Source organism: Pseudoalteromonas sp. Isolate3 (genome assembly GCF_022398505.1).
Taxonomy (GTDB): Bacteria; Pseudomonadota; Gammaproteobacteria; order Enterobacterales; family Alteromonadaceae; genus Pseudoalteromonas; species Pseudoalteromonas apostichopi.
Genome location: NZ_JAKEVN010000008.1, coordinates 1 through 25191, shown reverse-complemented (window position 1 = coordinate 25191; position 25191 = coordinate 1). Strand labels below are relative to the sequence as shown.

18 protein-coding genes are annotated in these 25191 nt (G+C 41.1%); 6 read left to right on the top strand and 12 right to left on the bottom strand.

Annotated features, from left to right (window positions below):
* Positions 1–3: 3 nt before the first annotated feature.
* The 6 genes from L1D46_RS03255 to L1D46_RS03230 form a co-directional block, all read right to left on the bottom strand.
* The gene (locus L1D46_RS03255; RefSeq protein WP_130052555.1) at positions 4–1371 is read right to left on the bottom strand and encodes a MotA/TolQ/ExbB proton channel family protein; all 1368 of its coding nucleotides are present in this window, start codon (positions 1369–1371) and stop codon (positions 4–6) included.
* 10 nt (positions 1372–1381) lie between these two features.
* Positions 1382–2134, bottom strand: a complete 753-nt coding sequence (locus L1D46_RS03250) for a DUF3450 domain-containing protein (RefSeq protein WP_130052557.1) — start codon at positions 2132–2134, stop codon at positions 1382–1384.
* A 176-nt stretch (positions 2135–2310) separates the two neighbouring features.
* The gene (locus L1D46_RS03245; RefSeq protein WP_167658882.1) at positions 2311–2916 is read right to left on the bottom strand and encodes a DsbA family protein; all 606 of its coding nucleotides are present in this window, start codon (positions 2914–2916) and stop codon (positions 2311–2313) included.
* Positions 2917–3996: a diguanylate cyclase gene (locus L1D46_RS03240; protein ID WP_239976781.1), complete on the bottom strand. Its 1080-nt coding sequence runs from the start codon at positions 3994–3996 to the stop codon at positions 2917–2919.
* Positions 3997–4014: 18 nt separating this feature from the next.
* The gene (locus tag L1D46_RS03235) at positions 4015–5904 is read right to left on the bottom strand and encodes a methyl-accepting chemotaxis protein (RefSeq protein WP_130052559.1); all 1890 of its coding nucleotides are present in this window, start codon (positions 5902–5904) and stop codon (positions 4015–4017) included.
* A gap of 347 nt (positions 5905–6251) precedes the next feature.
* A complete protein-coding gene (locus tag L1D46_RS03230; RefSeq protein WP_130052561.1) occupies positions 6252–7523 on the bottom strand; it encodes a sugar MFS transporter in 1272 nt (423 codons plus the stop codon).
* A 137-nt stretch (positions 7524–7660) separates the two neighbouring features.
* On the opposite strand from L1D46_RS03230, the gene L1D46_RS03225 reads away from it, so the two are divergent.
* From L1D46_RS03225 to L1D46_RS03215, 3 genes are all read left to right on the top strand, one after another.
* The gene (locus L1D46_RS03225) at positions 7661–8878 is read left to right on the top strand and encodes an AGE family epimerase/isomerase (protein ID WP_130052563.1); all 1218 of its coding nucleotides are present in this window, start codon (positions 7661–7663) and stop codon (positions 8876–8878) included.
* Positions 8878–9831 carry a carbohydrate kinase gene (locus tag L1D46_RS03220; RefSeq protein ID WP_130052565.1) on the top strand — a complete coding sequence of 318 codons (954 nt, stop codon included), beginning with the start codon at positions 8878–8880 and terminating at the stop codon, positions 9829–9831. The genes L1D46_RS03225 and L1D46_RS03220 overlap by 1 nt, the downstream gene beginning before the upstream one ends.
* A 100-nt stretch (positions 9832–9931) precedes the next feature.
* Entirely contained in the window at positions 9932–11668 is a 1737-nt protein-coding gene (locus L1D46_RS03215) for a hypothetical protein (RefSeq protein WP_130052566.1), read from the top strand.
* 26 nt (positions 11669–11694) lie between these two features.
* On the opposite strand, the gene L1D46_RS03210 is transcribed toward L1D46_RS03215, so the two are convergent.
* The 3 genes from L1D46_RS03210 to L1D46_RS03200 all read right to left on the bottom strand — a co-directional run bounded on the left by L1D46_RS03210 (position 11695) and on the right by L1D46_RS03200 (position 14610).
* On the bottom strand, positions 11695–12219 hold the full coding sequence (locus tag L1D46_RS03210) for an RNA methyltransferase (protein WP_054552060.1): 525 nt from the start codon (positions 12217–12219) through the stop codon (positions 11695–11697).
* Entirely contained in the window at positions 12219–12716 is a 498-nt protein-coding gene (locus tag L1D46_RS03205) for a YcgN family cysteine cluster protein (protein ID WP_130052567.1), read from the bottom strand. The genes L1D46_RS03210 and L1D46_RS03205 overlap by 1 nt, the downstream gene beginning before the upstream one ends.
* A gap of 70 nt (positions 12717–12786) precedes the next feature.
* Entirely contained in the window at positions 12787–14610 is a 1824-nt protein-coding gene (locus L1D46_RS03200) for a DUF885 domain-containing protein (protein WP_130052568.1), read from the bottom strand.
* 147 nt (positions 14611–14757) lie between these two features.
* Here L1D46_RS03200 and L1D46_RS03195 point away from each other — a divergent pair, with 147 nt between their 5' ends.
* Together L1D46_RS03195 and L1D46_RS03190 are read left to right on the top strand one after the other, a co-directional pair.
* Positions 14758–16026, top strand: coding sequence for an amidohydrolase family protein (locus L1D46_RS03195; RefSeq protein WP_130052569.1), 1269 nt, complete (start codon positions 14758–14760; stop codon positions 16024–16026).
* A gap of 196 nt (positions 16027–16222) precedes the next feature.
* Positions 16223–18634, top strand: coding sequence for a TonB-dependent receptor (locus L1D46_RS03190; protein WP_130052570.1), 2412 nt, complete (start codon positions 16223–16225; stop codon positions 18632–18634).
* Positions 18635–18799: 165 nt separating this feature from the next.
* Here the strand turns inward: L1D46_RS03190 and L1D46_RS03185 are convergent, their stop codons facing one another.
* Positions 18800–19519: a hypothetical protein gene (locus tag L1D46_RS03185; RefSeq protein ID WP_058155173.1), complete on the bottom strand. Its 720-nt coding sequence runs from the start codon at positions 19517–19519 to the stop codon at positions 18800–18802.
* A 321-nt stretch (positions 19520–19840) separates the two neighbouring features.
* Between L1D46_RS03185 and L1D46_RS03180 the strand changes: the two genes are divergently transcribed.
* Entirely contained in the window at positions 19841–20464 is a 624-nt protein-coding gene (locus tag L1D46_RS03180) for a tyrosine-type recombinase/integrase (protein WP_004589486.1), read from the top strand.
* A 248-nt stretch (positions 20465–20712) separates the two neighbouring features.
* Here L1D46_RS03180 and L1D46_RS03175 read toward each other — a convergent pair whose 3' ends face one another.
* Complete coding sequence (locus L1D46_RS03175) at positions 20713–23913, bottom strand: CusA/CzcA family heavy metal efflux RND transporter (protein ID WP_004588883.1); 3201 nt, start codon at positions 23911–23913, stop codon at positions 20713–20715.
* An 11-nt stretch (positions 23914–23924) separates the two neighbouring features.
* Positions 23925–25181: an efflux RND transporter periplasmic adaptor subunit gene (locus L1D46_RS03170; protein WP_002962258.1), complete on the bottom strand. Its 1257-nt coding sequence runs from the start codon at positions 25179–25181 to the stop codon at positions 23925–23927.
* Positions 25182–25191: the final 10 nt, after the last annotated feature.

Below are 25191 nucleotides of genomic sequence, written 5' to 3'. Positions count from 1 at the left end.
GATTTATGCTCCTTTCTCGCTTCGTTCTGCGATAATACCTGCGCTTTGCTCTTGTAAAATCAACAACATATTTTTAGAACGCGTGTTAAGAAGTGTGTATAAGAATACTGTTGGGATAGCCACAACCAGACCAAGTACAGTTGTTACAAGTGCCTGAGAAATACCACCCGCCATTAGTTTAGGGTCACCTGTACCGAACAAAGTAATAGCTTGGAAAGTGTTAATCATACCCGTTACCGTACCTAGTAGACCAAGTAGCGGGGCTACCACAGAGATAATCTTAATTAGCGTCAGGTTACGGGTTATTTTCGGCATTTCACGAATGATTGCTTCGCTTAATTTTAGCTCAAGTGTGTCGTACGCTACATCTGGGTACTGATCTTTCACTTTCATTACACGGCCAAGTGGGTTGTCATCACGTGCAACGGTGTCTTTAAGCTGACGACGGATTTTGCTACCCATAATCATCAGTGATACAAAGCGCTCAAGTGCGATGAGTAGAGCAATTAGACCAACACCTAAGATGATATAACCTACAGTACCACCTTGGTGAACTTGCTCTTCAGTGTCAGGAGCTTGTACTAAAAGACCTAAGATAGAACCACCTGTTGGGTCAAGAGCGAACTGAACAACACCCGAATTTGCTTGTTGCAGATCAGTAGCAGTTGCTGTGTAACGGCTGCTTGGCTGACGTGTAAGCTGGCTGATTGTATTCGTAGCAGGTGTGTACTCTAGGTATTTACCGTCTGCGATTAAGTTAAATGCACCAACACGCACCACTTCTTTTTGTGCTTTGCTGCCACCTTCAACGATAACATCAGTTGTAAAGCGTGATACTTTACCTTGTTCGGTCATTTCACGTTGTAATTCAAACCATACTTTTTCGATATCATCGATTGAAGCAAGCTTTGACGTTGAACCCATTTTTTGTGCCAGCTCATCCATGAAGTTACTGCGTCCAGGTAGCTCTGCAGAAACAACTGACGTCATAAATTTGTTACTTGAATCACCCGCGACTTGTTGTAACACACCGAAAAGTTCCTTAAGTGAACCCATACGGTTTGAAAGCGTGTCAGTTAAGTTAGCTAGCTTTACTTCATTTTCTTCAAACTGAGTTTCTAAGCGCTCTGACTCATTTAACATTGCAGTACACTTTGCTTGTGTATCTTTAAGCATTTGTACTTGTTCGTTTTGACGCGCCATGAACTCTTGTTCACGTTGTTTATTCTCAGCGCTTTGCTGTGCGTTACCTTGCTCTAATGTTTTTAGTAATGAATCTAAATCCATTGGCTCAGCCGCTAGGCTGCTACCAGCAAAACCAAGGCCAGCTGCAAATACGGCCATTTTTGTCATTTTCGTTAATAATTTCATCTCAAACCTCTTATTCAGCAGCGTGGACTGGCAGTGTTAACATATCTGGGGCAAGTTGCTTACGAGCAATGCGTAAACCTTTGTTAATTTGGCTGATTGCAGAATCTGGTAACTCAACAAACGATTTTGTTTCTTTATCCCAGCTACCTGCTTTTTTGCCGTCGCGTGTTAAATAAATAAGTTCTAAGCGACCAATGCGTAAGAAATCGACTTCGCGCTCTTGACCATCTACATTAAGTAATGATGTATACGCTTCGATAGTGCGACCGTAATCAACCTCTACTTGGTAAGCTTCAAGTAAACGGCGGAATTTTTCACTTGAAGTGATATCTGCGCGGTCCATCATTTCTTTTAATGATGCGATACGTTTGCTTCGTTCTTCAGTTAAGAAAGGCACGTCTAGTGCAACAAATTGTTCCAGGCCCGTGATCATGCGCATCATTAACGGCGTAATTTGACGCTCGATAACTGATACCTGATCCATTGACTCATTTAACGCGTCCATTTCAGCAATTTGGTTGTTTAACTGCTTGGTAAGTTGCGCGTTATAAACAGTTAAGCCTTCAATTTCTTTATTAAGAGCTTTGAATTGTTGTAAACGACCTTGCATTGAATCTGCAATCTTGTCGATTTTAGTTTGTGATTGCGCTGCAGATTTGTTTATCTCGCTGCTTTTATCAATTACTTTATCTAGATCGTTTGCATGTACCGCCGCAGATGCCGCTACAATACCTGCTAAAATCAGTGGTTTAACGCCTTTCATCGCATACACCTTTACTCGTTAAGTTAGCTTAATTTACTAGTGGGGTTGTTTTAATGTGCGAAAGGATAACGGTGAAAAATGACAAGCGTGTTGCGTAAAAAATACAAAATTATGACAGCTGTAACAATTAGTTTATATTGCGCAAAGATAAGGCAAAACTTGCAGGGTTTTGGGAACTAAATATGGGAAACGATCTGTTGATAAGTGCTTTCCCAGTCTAGATAGTTAACAGGGATAGCGTGGTAGTTCCCTTTATTTTCAATAACTAAAGACGGAAAGCCTTGGATAGGTAAGCTTCTAGCTTGGTTTATTTCGGCCATTAATAAAGAATGTATGTTTTCACTTTCAATTTCTTTTATAAATGTGCTTTTTTCTAAACCTATTTGCTCAGCAAGGAGCACAAGTGTGCTTATGTCTGACGGGTTTTGTGCATTTAAGTAATAGGCTTTTTGAATGGCATAAAGCATCTCCTGCTCTTTTTCGTGCTGCCTTGCAACAATCACAGCTCTACATGCTGGGTAAGTAGAGCGACGTGGTTTAGCAGTGTGCCAAAACTCATGATTAAATGGTGTACCAAGTTGCTGCTCAATTCGCAGCCATGTTTGCTGTAAAAACTGTTGCATATCTATAGGCATTGGCTCATCGGAATCAGGAGCAAGGCCGCCCACTCTATATTCAATAGCAAGTTTATCACCAAGGGCTGCTTGAAGCTTTAACCAAGTTTCTCTATAGCCCCAACACCAACTACACATAGGGTCGTAAACATAAATTAACCTTGCCATTTAGCTTATCTCGGTTAAATCAGAAACCACGACATTACGCCCTTTTGCTTTAGCTTTATAAAGGTTGTCATCAGCTTGTTTAATCGCTTTACTAAATTGACTACCACGTTCTAGGCTGGCAATTCCGATACTACATGTGATTGTCACAGACTGCCCAACATCGAAGGGGATCTGTTTTTGAGCGACATAACTACGCAGCTTTTCGGCCACGGCATGAGCTATATTGAGTCCAGCTTTAGGCAGTAAAATAATGAATTCTTCGCCACCATAGCGCGCTTTAATATCTGTGCCACGTAATTTATCATGCATCATAGAGGTAAACGCTATTAATGCCTGATCACCAAAATCATGGCCATAACTATCGTTAATTGATTTAAAGTTATCTAAATCAATTAATAATATCGACATCGGTAAATAGTTAGCCGCTTCGGCTTCAAGACGAGGCTGAATATGCTCATAAATATAACGACGATTCGCAAGGCCAGTAAGTGGATCTGTCAACGCATCGCGCTTTTCTATTAAGGTAATATCAGCAATTTTTTGATGGCTTTTTTGTCTAAAGTATTCGCTAATCGCAGAAAACAATATCACCATTGTGAAAGAGGCTATAAAGCGTGAGGTTTCAACTTGCCCATAATGCGCTTGACCAAAATTAGGGGTAAATAACAAAGCAACCGCACTGCTATACATAATAATAACCAATACACTGCCAACTTTTAAACCTAAGGTGACATAAGCCACAATAGGGTAAAACATCAGCCAATATAAAGCGGTATTCTCTTTGCCACCGGTATATACCAATGCCACGCAGAGCAACAGAATAATAGACAATATAATGCAACTAACAGACACCAAAGCGCCAGTGCGAAAGTAATAAAACATGCACAGCACAATAGTCACATCACTGACCACTAACATAATAGTTAACGGTAAGGCATAAATTTGATAGTTAGATAATACTAAGGATGTGATTAATACAATGGCAAAAAAAGCCATTGTAAACAGCGTGAAGGCACGGCGTTGTTTATCCGCCGTGTCGACACTATTTAAATTAATGGCATTAAGCCAGTTTTGATCCAAAATTGCAGTCTCTTAAAACTAAACTTTAAATTTAAGTACCAATTTTTCAAGCTCATAGAACTGGGCTTTTAATTTTGTACACTCATTCAAGGTGTTATTAAGATTACTCTTACCTTGATTAGAAAGCTCACTAATTGAGTGTATATCACTGTCTAAACTTTGAATTACTTGGTTTTGCTCTGTGGTGGCATTCGCTACACTGTGGTTCACTTCATCGATTGATTCGATAGCACGCGTCACCTCAGCCATTTTATCACCCGCTACATGAGCTTGTTCAACACTCTTTTCGCTGTCACGAATACTTGCAGTCATTACTTCAACCGCAGACGCAGAGCCTTGTTGTAACTGAGAAATAGTGTCTTCTATTTCTTGCGTTGATTGCTGTGTTCGGTGTGCTAGTTGCCTAACTTCGTCAGCAACAACCGCAAAACCTCGACCAGCTTCACCTGCGCGGGCCGCTTCAATAGCAGCATTAAGCGCTAATAAATTAGTTTGCTCACTTACACCTTTAATCACTTCAAGTACTTGACCAATGCTTACAGTGTGCGCATCTAAACTATTAATCGTTTTTTGTGCTTGCTCCATATTACGAGACAAGGCATTTATAGCAGTTAAGTTATCAGCTAACGCAGATTGGCTTTGTAGTGACTGGCTATTCGCACTGGTCGCAAGGCTAGATGCATTACTTGCACTATTTGAGATTTCTACCGCGCTAGAGGTAAGTTCGTTGATTGCGGTTGCAACGTTGTCAGTACGTTTTGTTTGGTCTGCATACATATCGAGCGTACCTTGAGTTTGGTTCACTAAACTTTCAACTAAACGCTCAAGCTCAACAGTGGTATTTTTAACTTGCTCAATTGATGTATGAATTTTTTCGATAAAAGCATTGAAGTAATGACTTAATTCACCAAATTCATCATTGTTTTCGACCTCAAGACGACGGGTTAAATCACCCTCACCTTGTGCGATATCCTTAATTGCATCGTTTAGGCGCTGCATTGGACGCATTAAATAACGAAGTAAGAACTGCATCATTAATACAATAGCAGCTATACCCATCAGCATATATATGGCCGCCATATTTCTAAATGACGCGACCGATGAATAGGCAATTTCTTCGTTGATCACCACACCAAGATACCAATCAACGTTTTGAATTCCTTTAATTTTGGTAAACGACACTAATTTATCTAAGCCACCAACTTGTACTTCTACAAACTCAGATTGTAACGATAGGCTTTTACCGAATAAATCGCGCATGTTTTTGTCGTTAAACTTAGTTTCTGGGTGACTTAAAATGCGGCCTTCACTATCAAGTAAGAAACCATAACCAAAACCTAAAAAGTCAATTTCGTTAACTATCTTAGTAATGGTTTTCATATCAATATCGGCACCTGCAACACCGCTAAACACACCATTTGCTTGCATAGGGGCTACAGCCGAAATAGTCAGCTCATTGGTTGTTACATCAATATAAGGGGCAGTAAAAGCAGTGTTAGTTTTGTTTTCAACAAGTTTGTACCACGGGCGTGTCGTAGCATCGTAGTCAGGCGGTAACACAACCGATTGGTCATTCAATACAAATGTGCCATCAGTGATACCTATATATGTGTTTTTAAAGTTACCAGCTTTGTCAGCTGTGTTGAGCTGTGTAAGTGTTAGCTCTTTGCTGTCACCAAGTTGATAGGTGTCTGCAACTGACGAAACAATCGCTAACTTGGCATTTAACCAGTTCGCTATATTTTGCGACACTGACTGAGAAATCTCTTGCAGCACAAGCGAAAGCTGCTCCTGCGTTTGGCTGCGCATAGAGATGAAGTTATTAATGGTGAATAAACCGAGCACTATCACTAAAACCAGTGATGCAGCCACAGTTACCTTGGTGGTAAATTTAAGAGTGCTTTGCATGACAAACCTGTTTGTTATTTTTTTCGTTGTTAGCCTCATTATATTTAACAAATTTAAAGCTCTTTGTCTTATAAAATTAAGCTAAAACTAGAAAAACGTTCCTTTTATTAAAGTACGCTTTCTTTGAAAATCAATTACTTTGTTAACGGCAGCCAATTCCACTTCTTAAGTCGCATTAATAAAAAAGCAGCAAAAATCAATTGGAACGTTCCTAAACAGATTTGATTTAATCGCCCTTGAATACGTATTCATTAAATCATTTTGTCATCTAAATTTGTTCCTGGTAGCAAATAAATGGCATAAAAAAACCCCGCAAATCTGTGCGGGGCTTTTATTAGAAAGTACTTTTAACCGATGCGCTGTTTCCAGCTATCAGCTAAACGCACAACGTTTAAGCCATACCAAGCGATAAATCCATAACAAATCACTGGTACGAAGAAGCTTTGTTGTATGTTAACTGTATCTGCAACCACACCTTGTACTAATGGTACTAATGCACCACCTACAATAGCTAAGCATAACCAACCCGAACCTTTACTGGTGAGTGAACCTAAACCTTCAATAGCTACAGAGAAAATAGTTGGGAACATAATTGAGTTAAATAAACCAATCGCAAGTACAGAGTAAAGTGCTAAGTCACCTTCAGTGAAAATAGTCACTAACAGCAGTGCAATAACCATCATGGCATTAAAGAATAACGCTTTTGATGGTGCAATCTTCTGAAGAGCTGCAGAACCAATAAAGCGACCAACCATTGCACCGCCCCAGTAGTAAGCAATTAAGCTTGCAGCTGCATGCTCTTCAAGGCCAGCAATATGCTCTTCTCCGAAGTAGTTTACCAAGAAACTACCAATAGAAACCTCAGCACCTACGTAACAAAAAATACCTACCACACCCATCATTAAATGTGGTGCTTCTTTCAGGCTGTGGCCTTTCGCTTTACAGTCTTGCTCTTCTGTGTGCTCTGCAATCACTGGTAGTTTAAAGAATGCAAATACAACAGCAATAGTTAATAGCGCTGCTGCTAACATAAGGTAAGGCACTTTTACTGATTCAGCAGTTGCCGCATTTGCAGCTAAAGTACCCGCTGTACCGAAGAATAAAATACCACCTACATATGGTCCAACCGTTGTACCTAGGGAGTTAAGTGCTTGAGCAAGATTTAAACGCGACGACGCTGTTTTTTCAGGGCCTAACGCCACAACATATGGATTAGCTGACACCTGTAATACGGTAACACCCGCTGCTAGTACAAATAATGCACCTAAGAACAGCCAGTACTCATGCACTACAACCGCAGGATAAAATAACATACAGCCAATTGATGCCACGACTAAGCCTGTTAGTACGCCATTTTTATAGCCAAGTTTTTTAACCAACATACCCGCTGGTAGCGAAACAATAAAGTAAGCACCAAAGAAACAAAACTGAACCAGCATTGCCTCTGTATAGGTTAAATCGAATACCCCTTTTAAGCGCGGGATCAACACATCATTTAAAACTGTAATGAAACCCCACAAAAAGAATAGGGTTGTCATTGCCGTCAGTGGTAGCAGGTAATTTTTATTTTGCTGCGAACCATCGGCGACAAACGATTGGTTTGTATTTATTTCACTCACGTGGTTTTCACTCCGTTAACAAGTTACCTTTGATTCTACACATTGAAGTAAAAATAGCACAAAGATTTACTAGGAACGTTCCAATATTTCTATTTCCTGCTATAGTTGCAAGATGAACACAGATTTATTGATAGACCATGGCCACAGTTAACTTTAAAAGCTCTGCTTTTCTTAAGCAGCATATCCAAGATACGCTTGCTTTTTATCACCCACACTGTGTTGATTATTCAGCTCATGGCTTAGCGGGCTTTTATCAATTTTTTAAAAATAATGGCGCGATTTACGATAAACACACTCGCCATTTAGTATCGAGTACACGCTTTGTTTTTAACTACGCAATGGCGTACATCGAGTTCAAAGACCCTGAATATTTAAGCCTCACTAAACATGGTTTAGCCCACCTTGAACATGCCCATAAACAAGCATCCGGTGGTTACGCTTGGCTTATAAAACAAGATAACAACGGCAAAGTGAGTGTTTTAGACGATACCAACCATTGTTATGGGCTTGCCTTTGTAATGCTTGCCAATGCAGTTGCTTTAAAAGCTGGTGTTAGCGACTGTAAAAATACTATCTCACAAGTATGGGATTTATTAGAGCAACACTATTTTGAACCAAAGTATAATGCCTATTTAGATGAACAAAATGCCGATTTTAGCTGTGCAGATGAGTATCGAGGGCAAAATGCCAATATGCATTTATGCGAAGCTCTTCTCATGTGTTTTGAAGCAACATATGAACAGCGTTATTTAGAGCGCGCGAAAGAGCTAGCCAAAACTTTCACAGTTAAACTAGCAGCATACAGCCAGCAGTTTGTGTGGGAGCACTACTCTAAAAACTGGCAAATTGATTTAGATTACAATAAAGATGACCCGCAGCATTTATTTAGACCATGGGGCTTTCAACCTGGACATCAAACAGAGTGGGCAAAACTGTTAATTATTTTGAACCGCCACATTGATGAACCTTGGCTGGTGACTAGGGCGAAAAGCCTTTTTGATGAAACTCTAAGCATTGCATGGGATCAGCAACATGGGGGCATTTTCTATGGCTTTGCACCAGACAAACAAATTTGTGATAGCGATAAATACTTTTGGGTGCAGGCCGAATCACTAGCCGCAGCAGCCCTACTCGCTGATGCCACAAATGATGAAAGCTATTGGCAATGGTACGAAAAAATTTGGCAGTACAGTTGGCAACATATGGTAGATCACCGATATGGTGCTTGGTACCGTATTTTATCAGCAGAAAATCTGCCTTACAGTGACGAAAAATCGCCAGCAGGCAAAACCGACTATCATACTATGGGTGCCTGCTACGAAGTATTAAGAACCTTAACCTTGAGGAATGCATAATGAGTTTAGTGTGTTTTGGCGAAGCATTAATCGACTTTTTATCAGATGGTAAACAACCTGAATCATTTACTAAATACGCAGGTGGCGCACCTGCCAATGTGGCTGTTGCAGCTGCAAAACTAGGCCTAAACACCAGCTTTTGTGGCATGTTAGGCGATGATATGTTTGGTCACTTTATTAAACAAGAGCTTGACCAACATGCGGTAAACACTGATTACTGTACATTCACTGATGCTGCTAAAACAGCGCTGGCGTTTGTATCACTCGATGAAAGTGGCGAGCGCTCGTTTAGCTTTTATCGCCCACCAGCAGCTGACTTACTGTATCGCGTAGACGACTTTGACCATGCAATGTTCGCAAGTCACGCTATTATGCATGTATGCAGCAACAGTCTCACTGAGCACAACATCTATCAAACAACTATTTATGGCTTAACTCAGGCGAAAAAAGCCGGTGCAATTTGTAGTTTTGATATGAATCTACGCGAAAACCTATGGCCAAGCATGCGCCATACGCTAGATAGAATGTGGCATGTTATTTCACTGGCAGATATCGTCAAACTATCATTTGAAGAACTTGAGTTTTTAAATCAAAAGAGCCATCAAGCAATGCCACTGGAACATACCATTGATACCATTTTAAAGGCAGGTGTAACTTGTTTGCTTGTTACCAATGGCGGTGAAGCAATCAGCTTTTATCATGCTGACTTTAAAGGCCAAGTAAGTCCACCTGCTACAAAAGTGGTTGATACCACTGCCGCAGGCGACGCTTTTATTGGCGGTATGCTGTCTAGAATTGGTCAGCACTGTGAAAACAAACAAAGCTTTAAAGAGTTTTGCCAAACGCAAGCTAATATTGAACAAACTATTGCTTACGCTGCTAAAGCCGGCGCTTTTGCTGTAAGCCGTTATGGTGCCTTTGCATCATTACCTAGCGGCGAAGATCTTCTATAACCACTCATAATTGCTTACAAATCTATTAAGCACTCTAGTGGAGAGTGCTTAAATTTCATGGTATGTTTTTCAACTAATTAAAGAAAAAGGAATTCATCCTATGAATAATAAGCTTCTAGCTGGGGGCGCGATTGCCATTGTTGCAGGTGCGTTGTTGTACTCACAAAACAAAGCCAGTGTTGATGTAGATTTACCTGAGCTTGCTTATGTACCAGCAGATACGGCGGTTTTTTATGGTCAACTTAAGCCGTTTCCGTACAGCAAGTATTTTGCGCTTATGCCAGATGCAATGAAAGGTACTAGCGATTTAACGCCCGTTATTGCTGAGCTTAAAACAGTTGATGATAAGAATGCCCTATTCCTTGCATCACTGATGGAAAAATACCAGCAATCACTGAGCTCTTACGATGCCTTTAAATCGATTTGGGGCTTTGGTGACGACTACAAAGGGATGATGTATGCGCAAGGTTTAATGCCTATTGTGCGCTTTCAGGTCGCAGATCAAAGCAGTATTATCAATAGTATTAAACAAGCTGCTGATGAAGCAGGTATTGCTTATACAACAGAAAGCCTTGAAGGCGTTAGCTACACGCGCTTTGCCATTGAACTTGAAGGGCTAGATAACTTCAACCTAATAGCATCAGCTCACAACAATTGGGCTACCTTAACGCTGACTACCTCGCTTTCTAACGATCAAGACTTACGTATTGCCCTTGGCGTAGAAAAACCAGCTCAATCACTGGCTGAGACTAAAAAACTACCTGAGCTTATTAAAACTTTCTCGCTTGATGGTAACTCGGTTGGCTTTGTCGATCATCAACGCATCGCCAATGCTGTAACAGGCAAAGAAGACTCTCGTTTACACCAGATGCTAAAAGAGCTTCTTGATAAAGCGCAGCAATCAAATGTCTTAGCAGCGATTTCAACACCACAGTGTCAAGATGATATTGCTGCTATTGCCGCTAAATGGCCCGCGACAGTATCAGGCACAACAAAAACACGTATTACAGCCGACTACGCCGACTTTGACGTAAAAGCAGTGCTGCAAAGCACTGATCAAGACTTACTTAATACTTTACAAGCCGTGCGTGGTTTTGTACCAAAACACACCACACAGCTTGATGGCCAAATGATGAGCGTTGCTTATGGTATTGATGTAGCAAAAGTACTGCCACTGGCCAATACGCTAACCGGTGCAATTAAATCAGCTGAGTTTAACTGTGGCCCGATTGTCGCACTACAAAATGAAATGCAAGATGTGAGTACTGCTGGACTTGCTATGCTGTCGGGTTTTGCAAATGGCGTACAAGGCATGAGTGTAAGCGTTCAAGATGCTGCATTTACCATTGATGACTACAACGGCCCACAAATTGATAAGCTTGATGCCATCGTTACTCTATCTGCAACCGATGCCCATGGCCTTTATTCTATTGCGCAAGGTTTTGTACCGCCACTTGCTAACATTAAACTGCCAGCCAATGGTGATGCTGTGTTGATCAATGAATACATTCCATCGCCAGTGCCACTTAACTTTGATATTAAAATGGCGCTGAAAGGCAATCATATTGTGGTTTTCACGGGCGATAAATCAGCACAAATTGCCGAGACTTTAGAGTCGCAAAGTGTCACTAAAAATGGCTTTGTGAACATGGCATTCGACGTGCAAAAAATCCTATTACCTTTGCTTGATACGATTGCTGCAACGGGTCAATTATCTGATGAAGAAATGGCTGAGCTTGATACGCTACGCGACCAACCTGTCGGTGTTTATTTTGCCACAGACATTACCGACAACGGTATTGGCCTTGAAAGTAACGTACAAATTACTAAAAAGTAGTTTTGAGTTTGAATCTAAAAAGAGCGTTATTTAGCGCTCTTTTTTTGTTGCCATTTAAGTGAGTTGTTGGTGTCTCGACTATTGCAAATGGTGTCGTTTGAACTCTCAATACCACCGAGCTTTGCAAGTCGGTCGTACAGCACAACATTGCAGGTTGCGGCTAGGTTCATACAGCCTATGGTTGGCACATACACTACTTCATCACACCATTTCAGCACGTCTTTACTAACCGAGCCATCTTCAGGGCCAAACACATAAAATGCGTTTTCAGGGTGCTTAAATTCAGGCAGCGGCGTTGCACCTTCAACAAGCTCAATCACCACCGTTGTGGCACCTTCAGGCTTTGCTTGCTCAAGGCTTTCAACTTGCGTTAGTGGAATATGCTCAAGCACATTTTTGGTATCGGTGTGATACTTATTGGCACGTAAATAGCGGCTACCAGTAAAAAACACCTGCTTGGCATTGTAACAACCCGCGGCACGTAATACGCCACCCACATTGGTTGGGCTTTTTGGGTTTAACAAGCCAATGCTGGCTTTAAGGGCGCTCATTAATCAATGTCTCTAGTTGGCCACTCGGCCACGTAAAGGTCAAAGTCATCTAGGTCAACATCACAGTCTTTAACTGTTTTGTCACGCACCGAAATACCTAGCTCATGCATCATGTCTTTACTGCCACCGTTCAGTAGCGGGTGCCAAGACGCAAGACCACGTCCTTCGTAAAGGCGGCGGTAGCTACAGCTTTGCGGCATAAAAAAGATGTCTTTGAGGTTTTCTTTAGTGAGTTTTACACATGAAGGCACCAAGGTTTGACGATTCTCATATTCGCTGCAACCACAGGTGTCGTTGTCTAGGTATTGGCAAACGATATTAGTGAAGATGAGTTCTTCACCCTCGCGAAGTTGATCCGTTGCGGTAAATTCATCTTCGTCTTCGCTGTCGATAAATGTGTTTAAACAACATTTACCACAGCCATCACAAATGGCCTCCCATTCGGGTTGTGACATTTGCTCAAGCGAGCGCTTAAGCCAAAATTGATCTTCTAACATGGTATTACTCAAAGCCCCTAAACAGCGCGCATTCTAGCGTAAAGCCAGCATGCGCGCAAAGTTTAGCGTGTTACTTTTGCTCGTTAACCCAACGCTTAATTTTCTCTTCAAGAATTGGCATAGGTAATGCGCCATCAATCAGAACTTGCGTATGGAAAGCTTTAATGTCGAACTTATCACCAAGCTCTTTGCTCGCGTAGTCACGTAGTTCTTGAATTTTGAACTGACCTAACTTGTACGATAGCGCTTGGCCCGGCCATGCAATATAACGCTCAACTTCGGCGATAATGTCACTTTCGGCCATTGATGAGTTTGCCAACATGTAATCAATACCTTGTTGACGTGTCCAACCTTTCGCATGGAAACCAGTATCAAGCACTAAACGCATTGCACGTAATTGCTCATCTGATAAACGACCGTACCACATGTAAGGGTCAGTGAATAAACCAAGCTCTTTACCTAAGCTTTCTGCATACAATGCCCAACCTTCTGCAAATACCGTGTAGCCACCGAATTTACGGAACAGCGGTAATCCTTCAATTTCTTGTTGCAAGGCAATTTGAAAGTGGTGACCCGGCGCTGCTTCGTGAATAGACAGTGTTTCAAGTAAAAACTTAGGCTGTGCTTTTAAGTTAAAGGTATTGATATAAAAAATACCTGGGCGTGAACCATCTGGTGCTGGCGACTGGTAAGATGCACCCGCAGCAGATTCAGCGCGGAAATCTTCAACTGCTTTTACAACGTATGGCGCTTTTGGCGCAATATCGAACATTTGCGGCAGCTTAGCATCAATTTTTTCTTTTACTGCTTCGTACGCAGCAATTAACTCTTCTGGCGTATCGTAGTAAAACTCATCTGAAGTTCTTAAGTGTTCAAAAAACGCTTTTAAATCGCCTTCGAAACCGACAGTCTCTTTGACTTTTTTCATCTCAGATAAAATACGCGATACTTCGCTTAAGCCAATGTCATGAATTTCATCGGCGTTTAAGCTAAGTGTTGTATGCTGTTTGATTTGATACTCATACCATGCTTTACCATTTGGTAGGTCGCTGTAACCAATGCTTTCACGGGCATTTGGAATATATTCATTAGCTAAAAAGTCAGCCATTTTTTGATACGCCGGCACTAAACGCTCGCTGATCATCGCAGAGTATGCGCTTGTTAGCTGTGCTTTTTGTTCGTCGCTGAAAGACTCAGGTAACTGAGCAATTGGCCCCCAGAATAATGACTCTTCTGGTTTTTCTACAATATGAGTTTGAAATTGTGGTAATAGTTTTTCAGCAAGCGGCTTAGGAAGAACCACTTTGTCTTTCATGCCTTGGCGCATTGATTGCTCAACACTGTCTAACCAAGCGATGAAACCATCAGCACGTTTTTCAAATGCTCGATAATCTTCCACGGTGTTAAAAGGCTGTGCACTTTGCCCAGAACCTAATGCAGCAAAGGTATTATGCGCCCCACCCATTTGGTTAATTGGCATTAAGTAACTTGGAAACTGAGCACCTTCAATCGCAAGGTCTAAATCGCGCGCTAGAATTTCGTAGCTCAATAATGACTGACCCGTTAATTGCGCTTTGTCGATATTTGCTAGTTTGTTTTTGTATTCTTTAACAAAGTTAAGCTGCTCGTCGCGGTTTGCTTTACTAATAGGTGCAATAAATTGGTCGTTATATTCGCTACGGCCAATGTAAGTACCGCCAATTGGATTAAACTTTAGGCCTGCTTCAAAGTAGTCTGCTAGTAATGTATCAAGTTGCTCTGTAGCTGAGCTTGCGCTAGGCGCTTGTTTGCTCACCGAAGTGGTTGGTTTTTCGTTTGTTGGCGTTGATTCATTACAACCAAGTAATGCAAACATCACTGCCGAACTAAGTAGTGCTAGTTTTACGTTTTTCATTCTTTCCCTGCCCTTATATTAAGTACGCGTAAATTATGAGGGTTTAGTTCCCTATTTAGCAAGTATAGCCGTAACTTATCGCAGTTTATTTACACTTTGCAGGCTGATTGCTAGAGTGGCGACTCGACTTACCAATTTTGAATAAAAATGAAAAAGACAGTTCTTGCGATTAGCCTAGGCCTTACTTGCCTAACCTCTTTAAATACCCATGCAACAACCTACTTATCGGCAAAAGCCATGGTAGATGTAAATTCAGGTAAACTGATTAAATCACCACTTATTAGTATAGATAATGGTCAAATTACAGCTGTACAAAGCAATAAACAGCCGAATTTAAAAGACGGCGATAAGCATGTTCAATTACCAGAGCTGACTTTGGTGCCAGGTTTAATGGATATGCATGTGCATTTAACAAGCGATCCTACCGTGCCGCGCAGTGAGCGAATTGGTCAATCGATTCCGCGTAAAGCAATCAAAGCGGCGCACTTTGCCGAAAAAACACTGTATGCAGGTTTTACAACGCTGCGTAACTTAGGCGCAGAAGGCTACAGCGTGATTGCAGTTCGCGATGGCATTAACGCAGGCGACATTGTTGGCCCACGTATTTGGGCTGCAGGCCCGTCGTTAGGTGTTACTGGCGGTCACTGCGATAACAACCGTTTGCCACCAGAAATGAAATACACCGCCGAGGGCGTTGCTGATGGTCCATGGGCCGTGCGCGCTAAAGTACGTGAAAACATTAAGTACGGTGCTAATGCCATAAAATTTTGTGCAACAGGCGGTGTATTCTCAAAAGGCACAAAAGTCGGTATTCAACAATATAGCCAAGACGAAATGAACGCCATTGTTGACGAGGCTCATTTACGTGGCCTTACTGTAGCAGCCCATGCGCATGGTACCAGTGGTATTAAAGCGGCCATTGTTGCCGGTGTAGACAGTGTTGAACACGTTAGTTTTGTTGATGACGAAGCCATTAAACTTGCTAAAAAGCACGGTACTTGGTTCTCAATGGATATTTACAACACTGAGTACACCCTAGCCTTTGGTGAACAAAATGGGGTTGCAGAAGAAAACCTCAACAAAGAACGCCAAGTATCTAAAAAGCAACGCGATAGCTTTAGCCGTGCAGTAAAAGCAGGAGTGAACATGGTATTTGGTACCGATGCGGCGATTTACCCACATGGCGATAACGCGAAGCAGTTTTCGCGTATGGTTGAATTTGGTATGACACCACTGCAAGCATTGCAATCTGCCACTATCAACAGCGCTAAACTGCTTAAAGCTGATGATCAACTTGGGCAAATAAAAAGCGGTTTCTTAGCCGATATTATTGCCGTTAAAGGCAACCCGCTTGAAAACATTGCAGTACTTGAAGATGTACAATTTGTTATGAAAGACGGCAAAGTTTTTAAATAAGCTAACATGCTGGCTTTGCATGAGTGAAGTCAGCAACCCTCACTTGTATCTATATCGTAAACAAAATTACCAACCATAAAACCAATTGTTAACAACCTGTGCCTAGAATGAGAAATTACCCAAAACAGATAAATAAAACTTGAAATGAAAATAGATCGCATTATCATTACCGAAAAACTTCGACTAATTACCTATAATGACGACACATAAATACTCAATTTTAGCCCTAGCCTGCTTAAGCGCATTCAATGCAACCGCCAACGATTTAAACTCAGTTGAACGTATTACCGTTTACGATAAACAAAACCGTGTAGTACTTGAATCTGGCCTTGCCACTAAATCAAATATGACCCTAATGGAAACGCCAGCGCCAGTTGTGGTTGTTGATCAAGAGCTTATCAACTCGCAAGGCGCAACAAACTTACAAGACTTAGTACGTAACATCAGTGGTGTAACCCAAGCCGGTAATAACTACGGTATTGGCGATAACTTAGTGATCCGCGGTTTAGGCGCTAACTATACTTACGATGGCATGTACGGCGGTGCAGGCCTAGGTAACACCTTTAACCCAACCCGCTCAATGACCAATGTTGAATCTGTAGAAGTACTTAAAGGCCCAGCAACGGGCTTATATGGTATGGGTAGCGCAGGTGGTGTTATCAATCTGATTGAAAAGAAACCACAATTTACTGAACAGCACACCGTTAATGCTGAGCTTGGTCAATGGGATAGCTACTCACTAGGCTTTGATAGTACAGCAGCATTAACCGACAACCTTGCTTATCGCGTTAACGCAAAAACAGCTCGCAGCGATGGCTACCGCGATTTAAAAGACGACCGTGATGAAATTTATGGCGCGTTAAAATACGTATTAAGCGACAAACAAGACATCATGATTTCTGCCGCTTATATCAAAGATGCCATTGCCGTTGATTCAATTGGCCACCCTATTCGTATTTTTAACAGCGACTCAGTCAATGGTAAAACCGCAGGTGAAGTAACCGCTGCTGATTTAATTAACGACGCAACGGCAAAAGGCCTGCAACTAACCGATCAGCAACGCCAGCAATTAGCAGATTCACTGGCAGCAAATGATGGCTTAACACCTTACACCTTTGGCCATAACGGTATTATCTCGCCAATGGCGAATGATAACGAAGGCGAAGAACTACGCTTTAAATTAACTCATAACTACTTCATTACTGATAATTTATTTTTAAATCAGCAACTACAATACCGTAATTACGAATCGAGCTTTGCCCGCCAAACGGGTGCTTACAACTATGTTTATTGGAACCGTAATGGCGTGATCAATGCTGACCCGCGCGCTCCATTAGTAGTTGATGACGTACTATACCCATTTGCTGCGCGCCGCCAAGAATACCGCCAAGTAGAAGCTGACGAAAAATCATGGCAATACTTTGCTGACTTGCGTTATGACTTTAGCTTTGCTGGTATTGATAACGAACTACTTGTAAACGCCAACTACGAAGACCGCGATATTCGTTTTAAACAATACTCAATTTACGATGCCGACAAAGTCATTAAAAATAAAGATGGAGAGGTTATTTACCAAGGTCAATTACCTTACATTTTTGATATTCGTAACCCGAACTGGGGCGAAGGCAGCTTTTATGATTACGACCCGCTAAAAACCAGCGATTACAACAAAAAGGTTCAAGCTTGGGGTGTAGGTATTCAACATGTTGCCTATATTCACGACACTTTCACAACCCGAGTAGGTGTTGCGTTCAACCGTATTAAACAAAGCTACGAACACTTTGGCGTTGATGCGCGCTACCGCGCTAGTGCCGCCGAGCCAACGCCAGAAGCAGATACATCAGACAGCGGTATGACCTACAACCTAGGTGCAACATACAAACTTAGCGATGATATTTCGTTCTTTGTAAACCACTCTAAAGGTCGCACAGCCTACAGCGTGCTTGGTAGTGTGTCGGGTAACGAAGCTGACCGCGATGACGCAGAATCAGTCAGTAACGACATTGGTATGCGTGTAAAAGCCTTTGACGATCAACTACTGGCCTCACTGGTGGTATTTGATAGTGCTCGTACAAACCTTGAGTATGCCAACCCAGATTATGAAGCCGGTGTATCTGATGCCTCAGTACCAAAAAGCTTTTACGATGGTGAAGAGCAAACCAAAGGTGTTGAACTTGATTTAAATGCCGATTTAAACGAGCAGTGGAAACTTAACGTAAATGCGGTGTATCAAGACGCTCGCGATAAGAAAAACCCTAACTCATCATCTTTCGATACTCGCCAAAAAGGTGTGCCTTATGTAACAGCAAGCAGCTGGTTAAGCTATGACGCTAAATGGTTTAATTTAGCCGAGCCACTGACAATTAGCGCAGGCGTGCAATATGTTGATGACCGCAGCACAAACTCAACCTCGTTTGGTATTCCTGATGGCTACGTACCGAGCTACACGGTGTACGACGCCGCCATTCAATACCAAACAGATGATTGGAAACTACAGTTAAACCTAAATAACTTGTTTAACAAAACCTATTACTCAAAAGCAATGTTCTTAGGCGGTATGCCAGGAGAAGAGCGTAATGCTAAATTAACCTTTAGCTACACACTTTAATTGTGAATAATGAGTAGAAAGCGCGGCTTAAGTAAGCCGCGCTTTTTTGTTTGTTTAGTGCGAGATTTTGATTAGTAACTTGTTTTTGGACAGTAGTGAGTTAGAGCTGAAGGACGGCTTTGTGCCATTTGCGGACTGTCGTAACCTTAGACTCTTGTTAGCCATTTACTCTGGTAGTGAAAATGTGAACTCTTGATAGTCGTGTTCTTTAGTCAGTGCTGAGGCTGTATTTTCAAAGTGCTGTAAAAAAAATTCAGACTCTACTGAATCAGGTGTCACATGCTCTTTCACAAATGGGTGCAATGCAATTCCTGCATTCAGAGACAAAGGCACAAAGTTGAAAAATATTTGAGATTTACTGAAACCTAAAGATTTTGCCTCTTCTTCAAATTTATCTGCATTTAAATAGTTACGAATTAGATCTCTAGCATTAGCTCTCAATCTTGATTCATTTCGTGGCAAAGTTAACAAATCGTCTAAATCAGACCAAGATAGAGGTATATCAAAGTACCCTCCACCTTCTTCCTCTTCAGGTACAACAGAATTTACGTATAGATACTTCTTTTTGTTTGTAGGCTTTTCACAAACTTGATTATGGTAGTTCCATAAACTTCTAATTCTGTTTGCTTTGTTATGGTGGCGAGCATTGCGAATTGCCAGAATTATGCAAAGTTCAGGGACTGAATACCAATCTACTGGCTTTCCTAATTCTTGCGCCATCAAATCATATAAATTATGGAATGCATTTAATTTTGCGTTAATTGCAGTTTCCACAGTACCCACGGCTTCTGCTCTATCAATATCAATTAATTGTTTTAATCTTTGATTCGATTCAAGCAGAACTCTAAACGTTTGAGTCAGGTCTTCGAAGGAATGGGTAAGCATATAAACTCCGTACGTATGAATTAATGGCTAACAGCTTATTGAACACCGTTTTGGTGGTTTATAACACACCAAAACGGCGTATATTACATACCCCGATAATTTCACCAATAATTTCCTTTGTAAACAAGTAATTAAAATAGCGAGATATTAAGCATGTTATTTTTCCCCAAAGCGGCGTTTAATAATGTTATCGAACAGAATTAGGCTCTTACTCAAAGAAGTAATAATAAATTTAACTTTTCAGTGTCCGCTCCTCGCTCATACCCGAATTCTTTTGTAGCGAGCTAAGCTTAAAACTCCATAAACACCGGAGTACAACTAATGCACCAGTTAACTATATATCAGCCTAAAGAGCCTTGGAATAAAAATAAGCTTGTAGGACAAAAGTTACCTCTAAAATTACAGCAAATATGGGCTATCCGAATACGACTGGAACTTTTTCATAAAATAAGAGATCTAGCACTATTTAACCTAGCCATAGATAGCAAACTAAGAGGGTGTGATTTAGTTTCACTAAAAGTTAATGACATTGCACATGGTAAAGCAATCCAATCACGGGCAATAGTCGTTCAAAAAAAGACTGGTATGCCTGTTCAATTTGAAATTACTGGAAATACAAGGAAATCAATTGTGGCGCTCATAGAGCAATTTACTCTCAATTCTTATGATTACTTGTTTAAGTCACGAATTCATTCCTCTGAACACCTTTCAACCCGTCAATATGGACGTATAGTTGACTCTTGGGTCACCTCAATTGGGTTAGATAAGACTCAATATGGCACTCATTCAATGAGACGTACCAAACCATCACTAATTTACAAAAAAACTAAAAATTTAAGAGCCTGTCAGCTTCTACTTGGCCATAGAAAACTAGAGAGCACTGTCAGGTACTTGGGAATAGAAGTTGATGATGCGTTAGAAGTATCAGAACAGATCGATGCTTAAATTTGAACCTAAGCCAGACTCGAAGTTAGAGTCTGGCACGTGCCATAATCCGACCTTGAGACACATAGAGATTAAGACTGCAAAGATACGAAAGCGGAAGTTAGCTTTGGCCTGTTTAACGACAAATATTCCGACAAAGCAGTCATGACTATTAGTTTATTGTTAAATCTAATCTTTCTTTTCGTTCATCTACTCAATAACCCCACGCTAAACGTGACTTTAGCGTGGGGTTAGAGTTCACAGTAATTTTATCTGGATAGCTCTTTTATTTTTTTCTCTGAAAACCAGCGATATAAAACAGGTAAAACAAATAATGTTAACAGTGTTGCAGTTACCAAGCCGCCAACAATAACACTCGCTAATGGGCGCTGTATTTCTGCACCAACACCATTAGACATTAACATCGGTATCAAACCTAAAGCTGATGTTATAGCAGTCATAAGTACAGGTCTTAATCTTGAAGTAGCGCCTTCAAAAACGGCTTTAGATGCTTCTAGACCGTCTTTAATACGTTGGTTGATACTTTCTACCATAACGACCCCATTCAATACCGCTACACCAAATAAGGTAATAAAGCCAACGGAGCTTGGTACAGACAAGTATTGTCCAGATAAATATAAGGAGAAAACTCCGCCAATTACAGCAAGCGGCACGTTGACCAATATCAGCATAGCTTGACCAACAGAACCAAAGGCAAAGTAAAGTAGTAGTGCGATTAGTGCTAACGATAAAGGTACAACTATAGCTAACCTATTTTGAGCACGTTTTTGACTTTCGAACTGGCCGCCAATCGAAACAGAATAACCTGAAGGTAAGTCAACCTTTTCAGCAATTACCGTTCTGATATCGGCAACCACGCTTCCCATATCTCGATTTTGTACATTTGCTTGGATAACGACTCTTCGTTGTACATCATCGCGTCTAACTTGTGGTGGGCCTGACTCAAATGAGACTGAGGCTACGTCACCCAGCCGCACCCAAGCACCAGTAGGTGATTGAAGCCGAATATCAGCAATAGCTTCTTTGTTACTTCGGTACTCTTCCTCTATGCGAACGTAAATATCATAACGTTCATTACCATTGATTATTTGTCCGGCTTCAACACCACCAATACCATCACGCACAACCTCCATTATGTCACTCACAGACAATCCAAAGCGTGATAGTTCTTGCCTGTTAGGACTTATCACCAATTGCGCTTCACCAGCAATTTGCTCCAATGCAACATCCCTTGCACCTTCAATGTTTTTAATTGCTGTTTCTATTTCTTGACCTTTAGCCGCCAGTACCTCAAGTTCAGGCCCAAACAACTTTATCGCCAACTGAGCCTTAACACCAGATAGTAGCTCATCGACACGAGTCGCAATAGGTTGAGAAAAGTTGAGTAGCAACCCAGGGAATTCTTCTAAAGATCTCTCCATTTTTCCTTGAAGTTCATATCGATTAGATGCACTGGTCCACTCAGAAACAGGCTTCAACCCTATGTAAATTTCGATGTTATTCACAGGCTCTGGGTCTCCACCTATTTCTGCTCGACCAATTCGGCTTAATGCATAGGTTACTTCAGGAAAAGCCATTAGTTTTTCTTCTAGAATTGGTGCCACAGTGAGCGCGGTATCTAAACTGGAAGAAGGTGCAAGCGTTGCTCTTAAGTTTATCGTCCCTTCTTCTAACTCAGGTACAAATTCAGTACCAATTAATGGAACTAATGCAAAGGCAGAGAAAACTAATATAAGTGCGGCTGAAATGACTAATTTGGTGCGTTTTAGTGCGAATGTAAGCCCTTTTCTGTAGAGTTTGTCTAATGGCCTAAGAACAAAGCTTTCCCTCTCTTTTACACCTGACTTAAATAAATAAGTAGCTAAAGCGGGTACAACAAACAACGCAACCACAATAGCAGATATAACAGCTAAAATGATGCTTATTGCCATAGGTTGAAATAACTTTGCCTCAACACCTTCAAAGCTAAATAAAGGCGTAAATACGACTAAAATAATAGAAGCTGCAAAAAATACGGGACGAGCCACTTCTTTACCCGCATTTTGAAGACGTAACTTAATACCATGCTCATCTTGTTCTACATCATGTGGATCAGTATCAGCACTAGGCACTCTTTCTTTTACAGTTTTTAAATGGGTAGAGTCTGGTCTATTTAAATGCTTAAACATGTTTTCAACCATCACGACTGAACCATCAACTAGCATACCAATGGCTACGGCAATGCCACCCAATGACATAAGGTTTGCAGAAATGCCCCACCAAGCCATGATCATTAACGCGATACCAATTGAAATTGGAATAGATATTAGGACAAGGAAGGTTGCACGTATATTCATTAAAAATAGTGCTAATACAATACAGATGAAAATAAATGCTAGTAATAGTGCATCAACTACTGTATCAACGGCTTTTTCAATCAAATCAGCCTGATCATAAAATGGTTCAAAGCGAACACCTTTAGGCAATGCTTGATTAATCAATGGGATTCTTGCATTGATACCATCAATGGTGGCTTTAGTATTAGACCCCATGCGTTTTAAGACAATGCCAGAGACAACTTCACCTAAATTTTCGACTTTACCGTCTTCGGTTTTGCGCGTCATTGTGACAGCACCTTGACGAATTTCACTGCCCATTTCAACTTTAGCAATATCCGAAACCGTCACAACTGTCCCATCAACTGTTTTGACGGGAACTTGTTTGATATTACTAATACCAGCGTCACCACTTTCAAACCAACCTGCACCTCTAATAACAAGCTGCTCTTGCCCACGGTTCATATACCATCCGCCAACATTGGCATTGTTGTTATCTAGGGCACCAACAACGTCTTCTTGCGTTAGGTTATAAGAAAGAAGCTTAGATGGATCTACATTTACTTGGTACTGCCTAACAATACCTCCAAAGGAGAGTACATCAGTAACACCATCGACAGGCATAACGAGTAATTTTACTACCCAATCATTGAGACTCCTGAGTGCCATAGCATCATAGCCTGCATCTTTATCTGAAATAAGAAGGTACTGAAATACTTGGCCTAGCCCTGAGGTGTTTGGCCCCATTTCGGGTGTGCCGACACCTTCTGGTATCAGTTCTTTTGCGGCTTGAAGACGCTCAAATACAAGTTGTCTTGCAAAGTAAATGTCGGTGCCTTCTTTGAAAACAACCGTGACGCCAGACAAGCCTGTTTTAGAAATTGAGCGCACTTGTTCTACATCAGGTAAGGCATACATGACCGCTTCAATGGGGTACGTAATGAGTTGTTCAACTTCTTCAGCAGCTAGTCCTGGCGCTTCAGTATTTACAGCAACTTGAACATTAGTAACATCAGGAAAGGCATCTAAATTTAGTTTTGGTATAACCATAATTGCGCCGACAATTGTGGCAAACAGCGCAATCAAAATCAGGAGTCTATTATTAACAGACCAATCTATTATTTTATTAAACATAGTCTTGCTCCTTAGTGGTTATGCGGATCAAATCCGCCTTTAGCGATTTCAGAAGCAACAAAAAATGCGCCTTTGGTTACAATTCGCGTCCCACTATCAAGGCCAATGATTTCCCTAAAATCACCTAAGGCTCGGCCTAGTTCTACTTCTACAGCTTTAAATTCTCCAGGGTGGTCTTCGACAAATACGGTCCAATCACCATCTGCGCTGCGGATCAATGCTTCTTCTGGCACAGCCATCACTTTCTGCTTTGTGGCAAACTGAAAGTAAACTTTTACAAACATACCTGAATGAAGGTTATCATCAGCATTCTGTACCCCCAATCTAATAATTCTTGTACGAGTTACGGGATCAATTGTATGGGCTTCTTGGATAACTTTGGCATTGTAACTCTGGCCTTCTAATTTAAGTACCGCAGGAGAATCAATTGATAAATTTAGCTTTTTATTTGGAGAAACTTTTGCTTCAACCCATAGTTGTTTTTCATCAGCTAACAACATGACTGAATCCCCAGCATCAACACGTTGCCCTTGGATAAAGTCGTCTTGAAGCACGACACCTTCACGGTGCGCCGTTAATGCATATTGTCCAAATGCTTTAATGTCTTTGTTAGAAATACCATTTATTGCTTTTTCAGTTAACCCTAAAGCAATGAGCTTGCCATAGCTCGCATTGTATGTTGTTTCAGCTTGTAATAATCGACTTTCACTCACCGTCTTATTACCCAGCTTTTTTACACGTTGCCATTCGGTTGAAGCGATTAAATAGTCAGCTTGTGCTTGTGCCATTGCTTCACTAAATAATGTAACTAACTTCTGACCTATTTCTACATACTCGCCAAGCGCTGCATGGCGACTGATAATGACTGACTCTGTACGTGGTGATACCACATAACTTTTATAGCCATTAGCTTTTATTTCGCCAGGTGCATATACGGAGCTAAATTGATATTCAGGCTTAACACTTTCCACTTTAATGTTAGCAAGCGACATCTTCTTTGGATCAATAGTGATACCTTCTTCATGTCCTTCTTCTCCCTCTTTATTACCACCTTCATGGCCGTGCTCGTCATGGTCACCTTTATCTTCTTCATGTCCCTTTTCGTGTTCATGCTCATCTTGATGTTCTTTTTCTTCTTGTTTCGAAACGTTTGTGACAGAACCAGTTCCATCTGACGACTGTGCAAAAGCATCATGATTTGTAGTAAACCCAACTAACAGGCAGCTAATTACTACGGCTAAAAATTTTTTACTAATTACTGTATTCATTTTTGTAACC

Bases quoted from the DNA above. Each gene is read 5' to 3' on its own strand.
- L1D46_RS03170 (WP_002962258.1), bottom strand. From the start codon at position 25,181: ATGAATACAGTAATTAGTAAAAAATTTTTAGCCGTAGTAATTAGCTGC.
- L1D46_RS03190 (WP_130052570.1), top strand. From the start codon at position 16,223: ATGACGACACATAAATACTCAATTTTAGCCCTAGCCTGCTTAAGCGCA.
- L1D46_RS03220 (WP_130052565.1), top strand. From the start codon at position 8,878: ATGAGTTTAGTGTGTTTTGGCGAAGCATTAATCGACTTTTTATCAGAT.
- L1D46_RS03175 (WP_004588883.1), bottom strand. From the start codon at position 23,913: ATGTTTAATAAAATAATAGATTGGTCTGTTAATAATAGACTCCTGATT.
- L1D46_RS03205 (WP_130052567.1), bottom strand. From the start codon at position 12,716: ATGTTAGAAGATCAATTTTGGCTTAAGCGCTCGCTTGAGCAAATGTCA.
- L1D46_RS03225 (WP_130052563.1), top strand. From the start codon at position 7,661: ATGGCCACAGTTAACTTTAAAAGCTCTGCTTTTCTTAAGCAGCATATC.
- L1D46_RS03185 (WP_058155173.1), bottom strand. From the start codon at position 19,519: ATGCTTACCCATTCCTTCGAAGACCTGACTCAAACGTTTAGAGTTCTG.
- L1D46_RS03215 (WP_130052566.1), top strand. From the start codon at position 9,932: ATGAATAATAAGCTTCTAGCTGGGGGCGCGATTGCCATTGTTGCAGGT.
- L1D46_RS03245 (WP_167658882.1), bottom strand. From the start codon at position 2,916: ATGGCAAGGTTAATTTATGTTTACGACCCTATGTGTAGTTGGTGTTGG.
- L1D46_RS03180 (WP_004589486.1), top strand. From the start codon at position 19,841: ATGCACCAGTTAACTATATATCAGCCTAAAGAGCCTTGGAATAAAAAT.
- L1D46_RS03250 (WP_130052557.1), bottom strand. From the start codon at position 2,134: ATGAAAGGCGTTAAACCACTGATTTTAGCAGGTATTGTAGCGGCATCT.
- L1D46_RS03200 (WP_130052568.1), bottom strand. From the start codon at position 14,610: ATGAAAAACGTAAAACTAGCACTACTTAGTTCGGCAGTGATGTTTGCA.
- L1D46_RS03235 (WP_130052559.1), bottom strand. From the start codon at position 5,904: ATGCAAAGCACTCTTAAATTTACCACCAAGGTAACTGTGGCTGCATCA.
- L1D46_RS03195 (WP_130052569.1), top strand. From the start codon at position 14,758: ATGAAAAAGACAGTTCTTGCGATTAGCCTAGGCCTTACTTGCCTAACC.
- L1D46_RS03255 (WP_130052555.1), bottom strand. From the start codon at position 1,371: ATGAAATTATTAACGAAAATGACAAAAATGGCCGTATTTGCAGCTGGC.
- L1D46_RS03210 (WP_054552060.1), bottom strand. From the start codon at position 12,219: ATGAGCGCCCTTAAAGCCAGCATTGGCTTGTTAAACCCAAAAAGCCCA.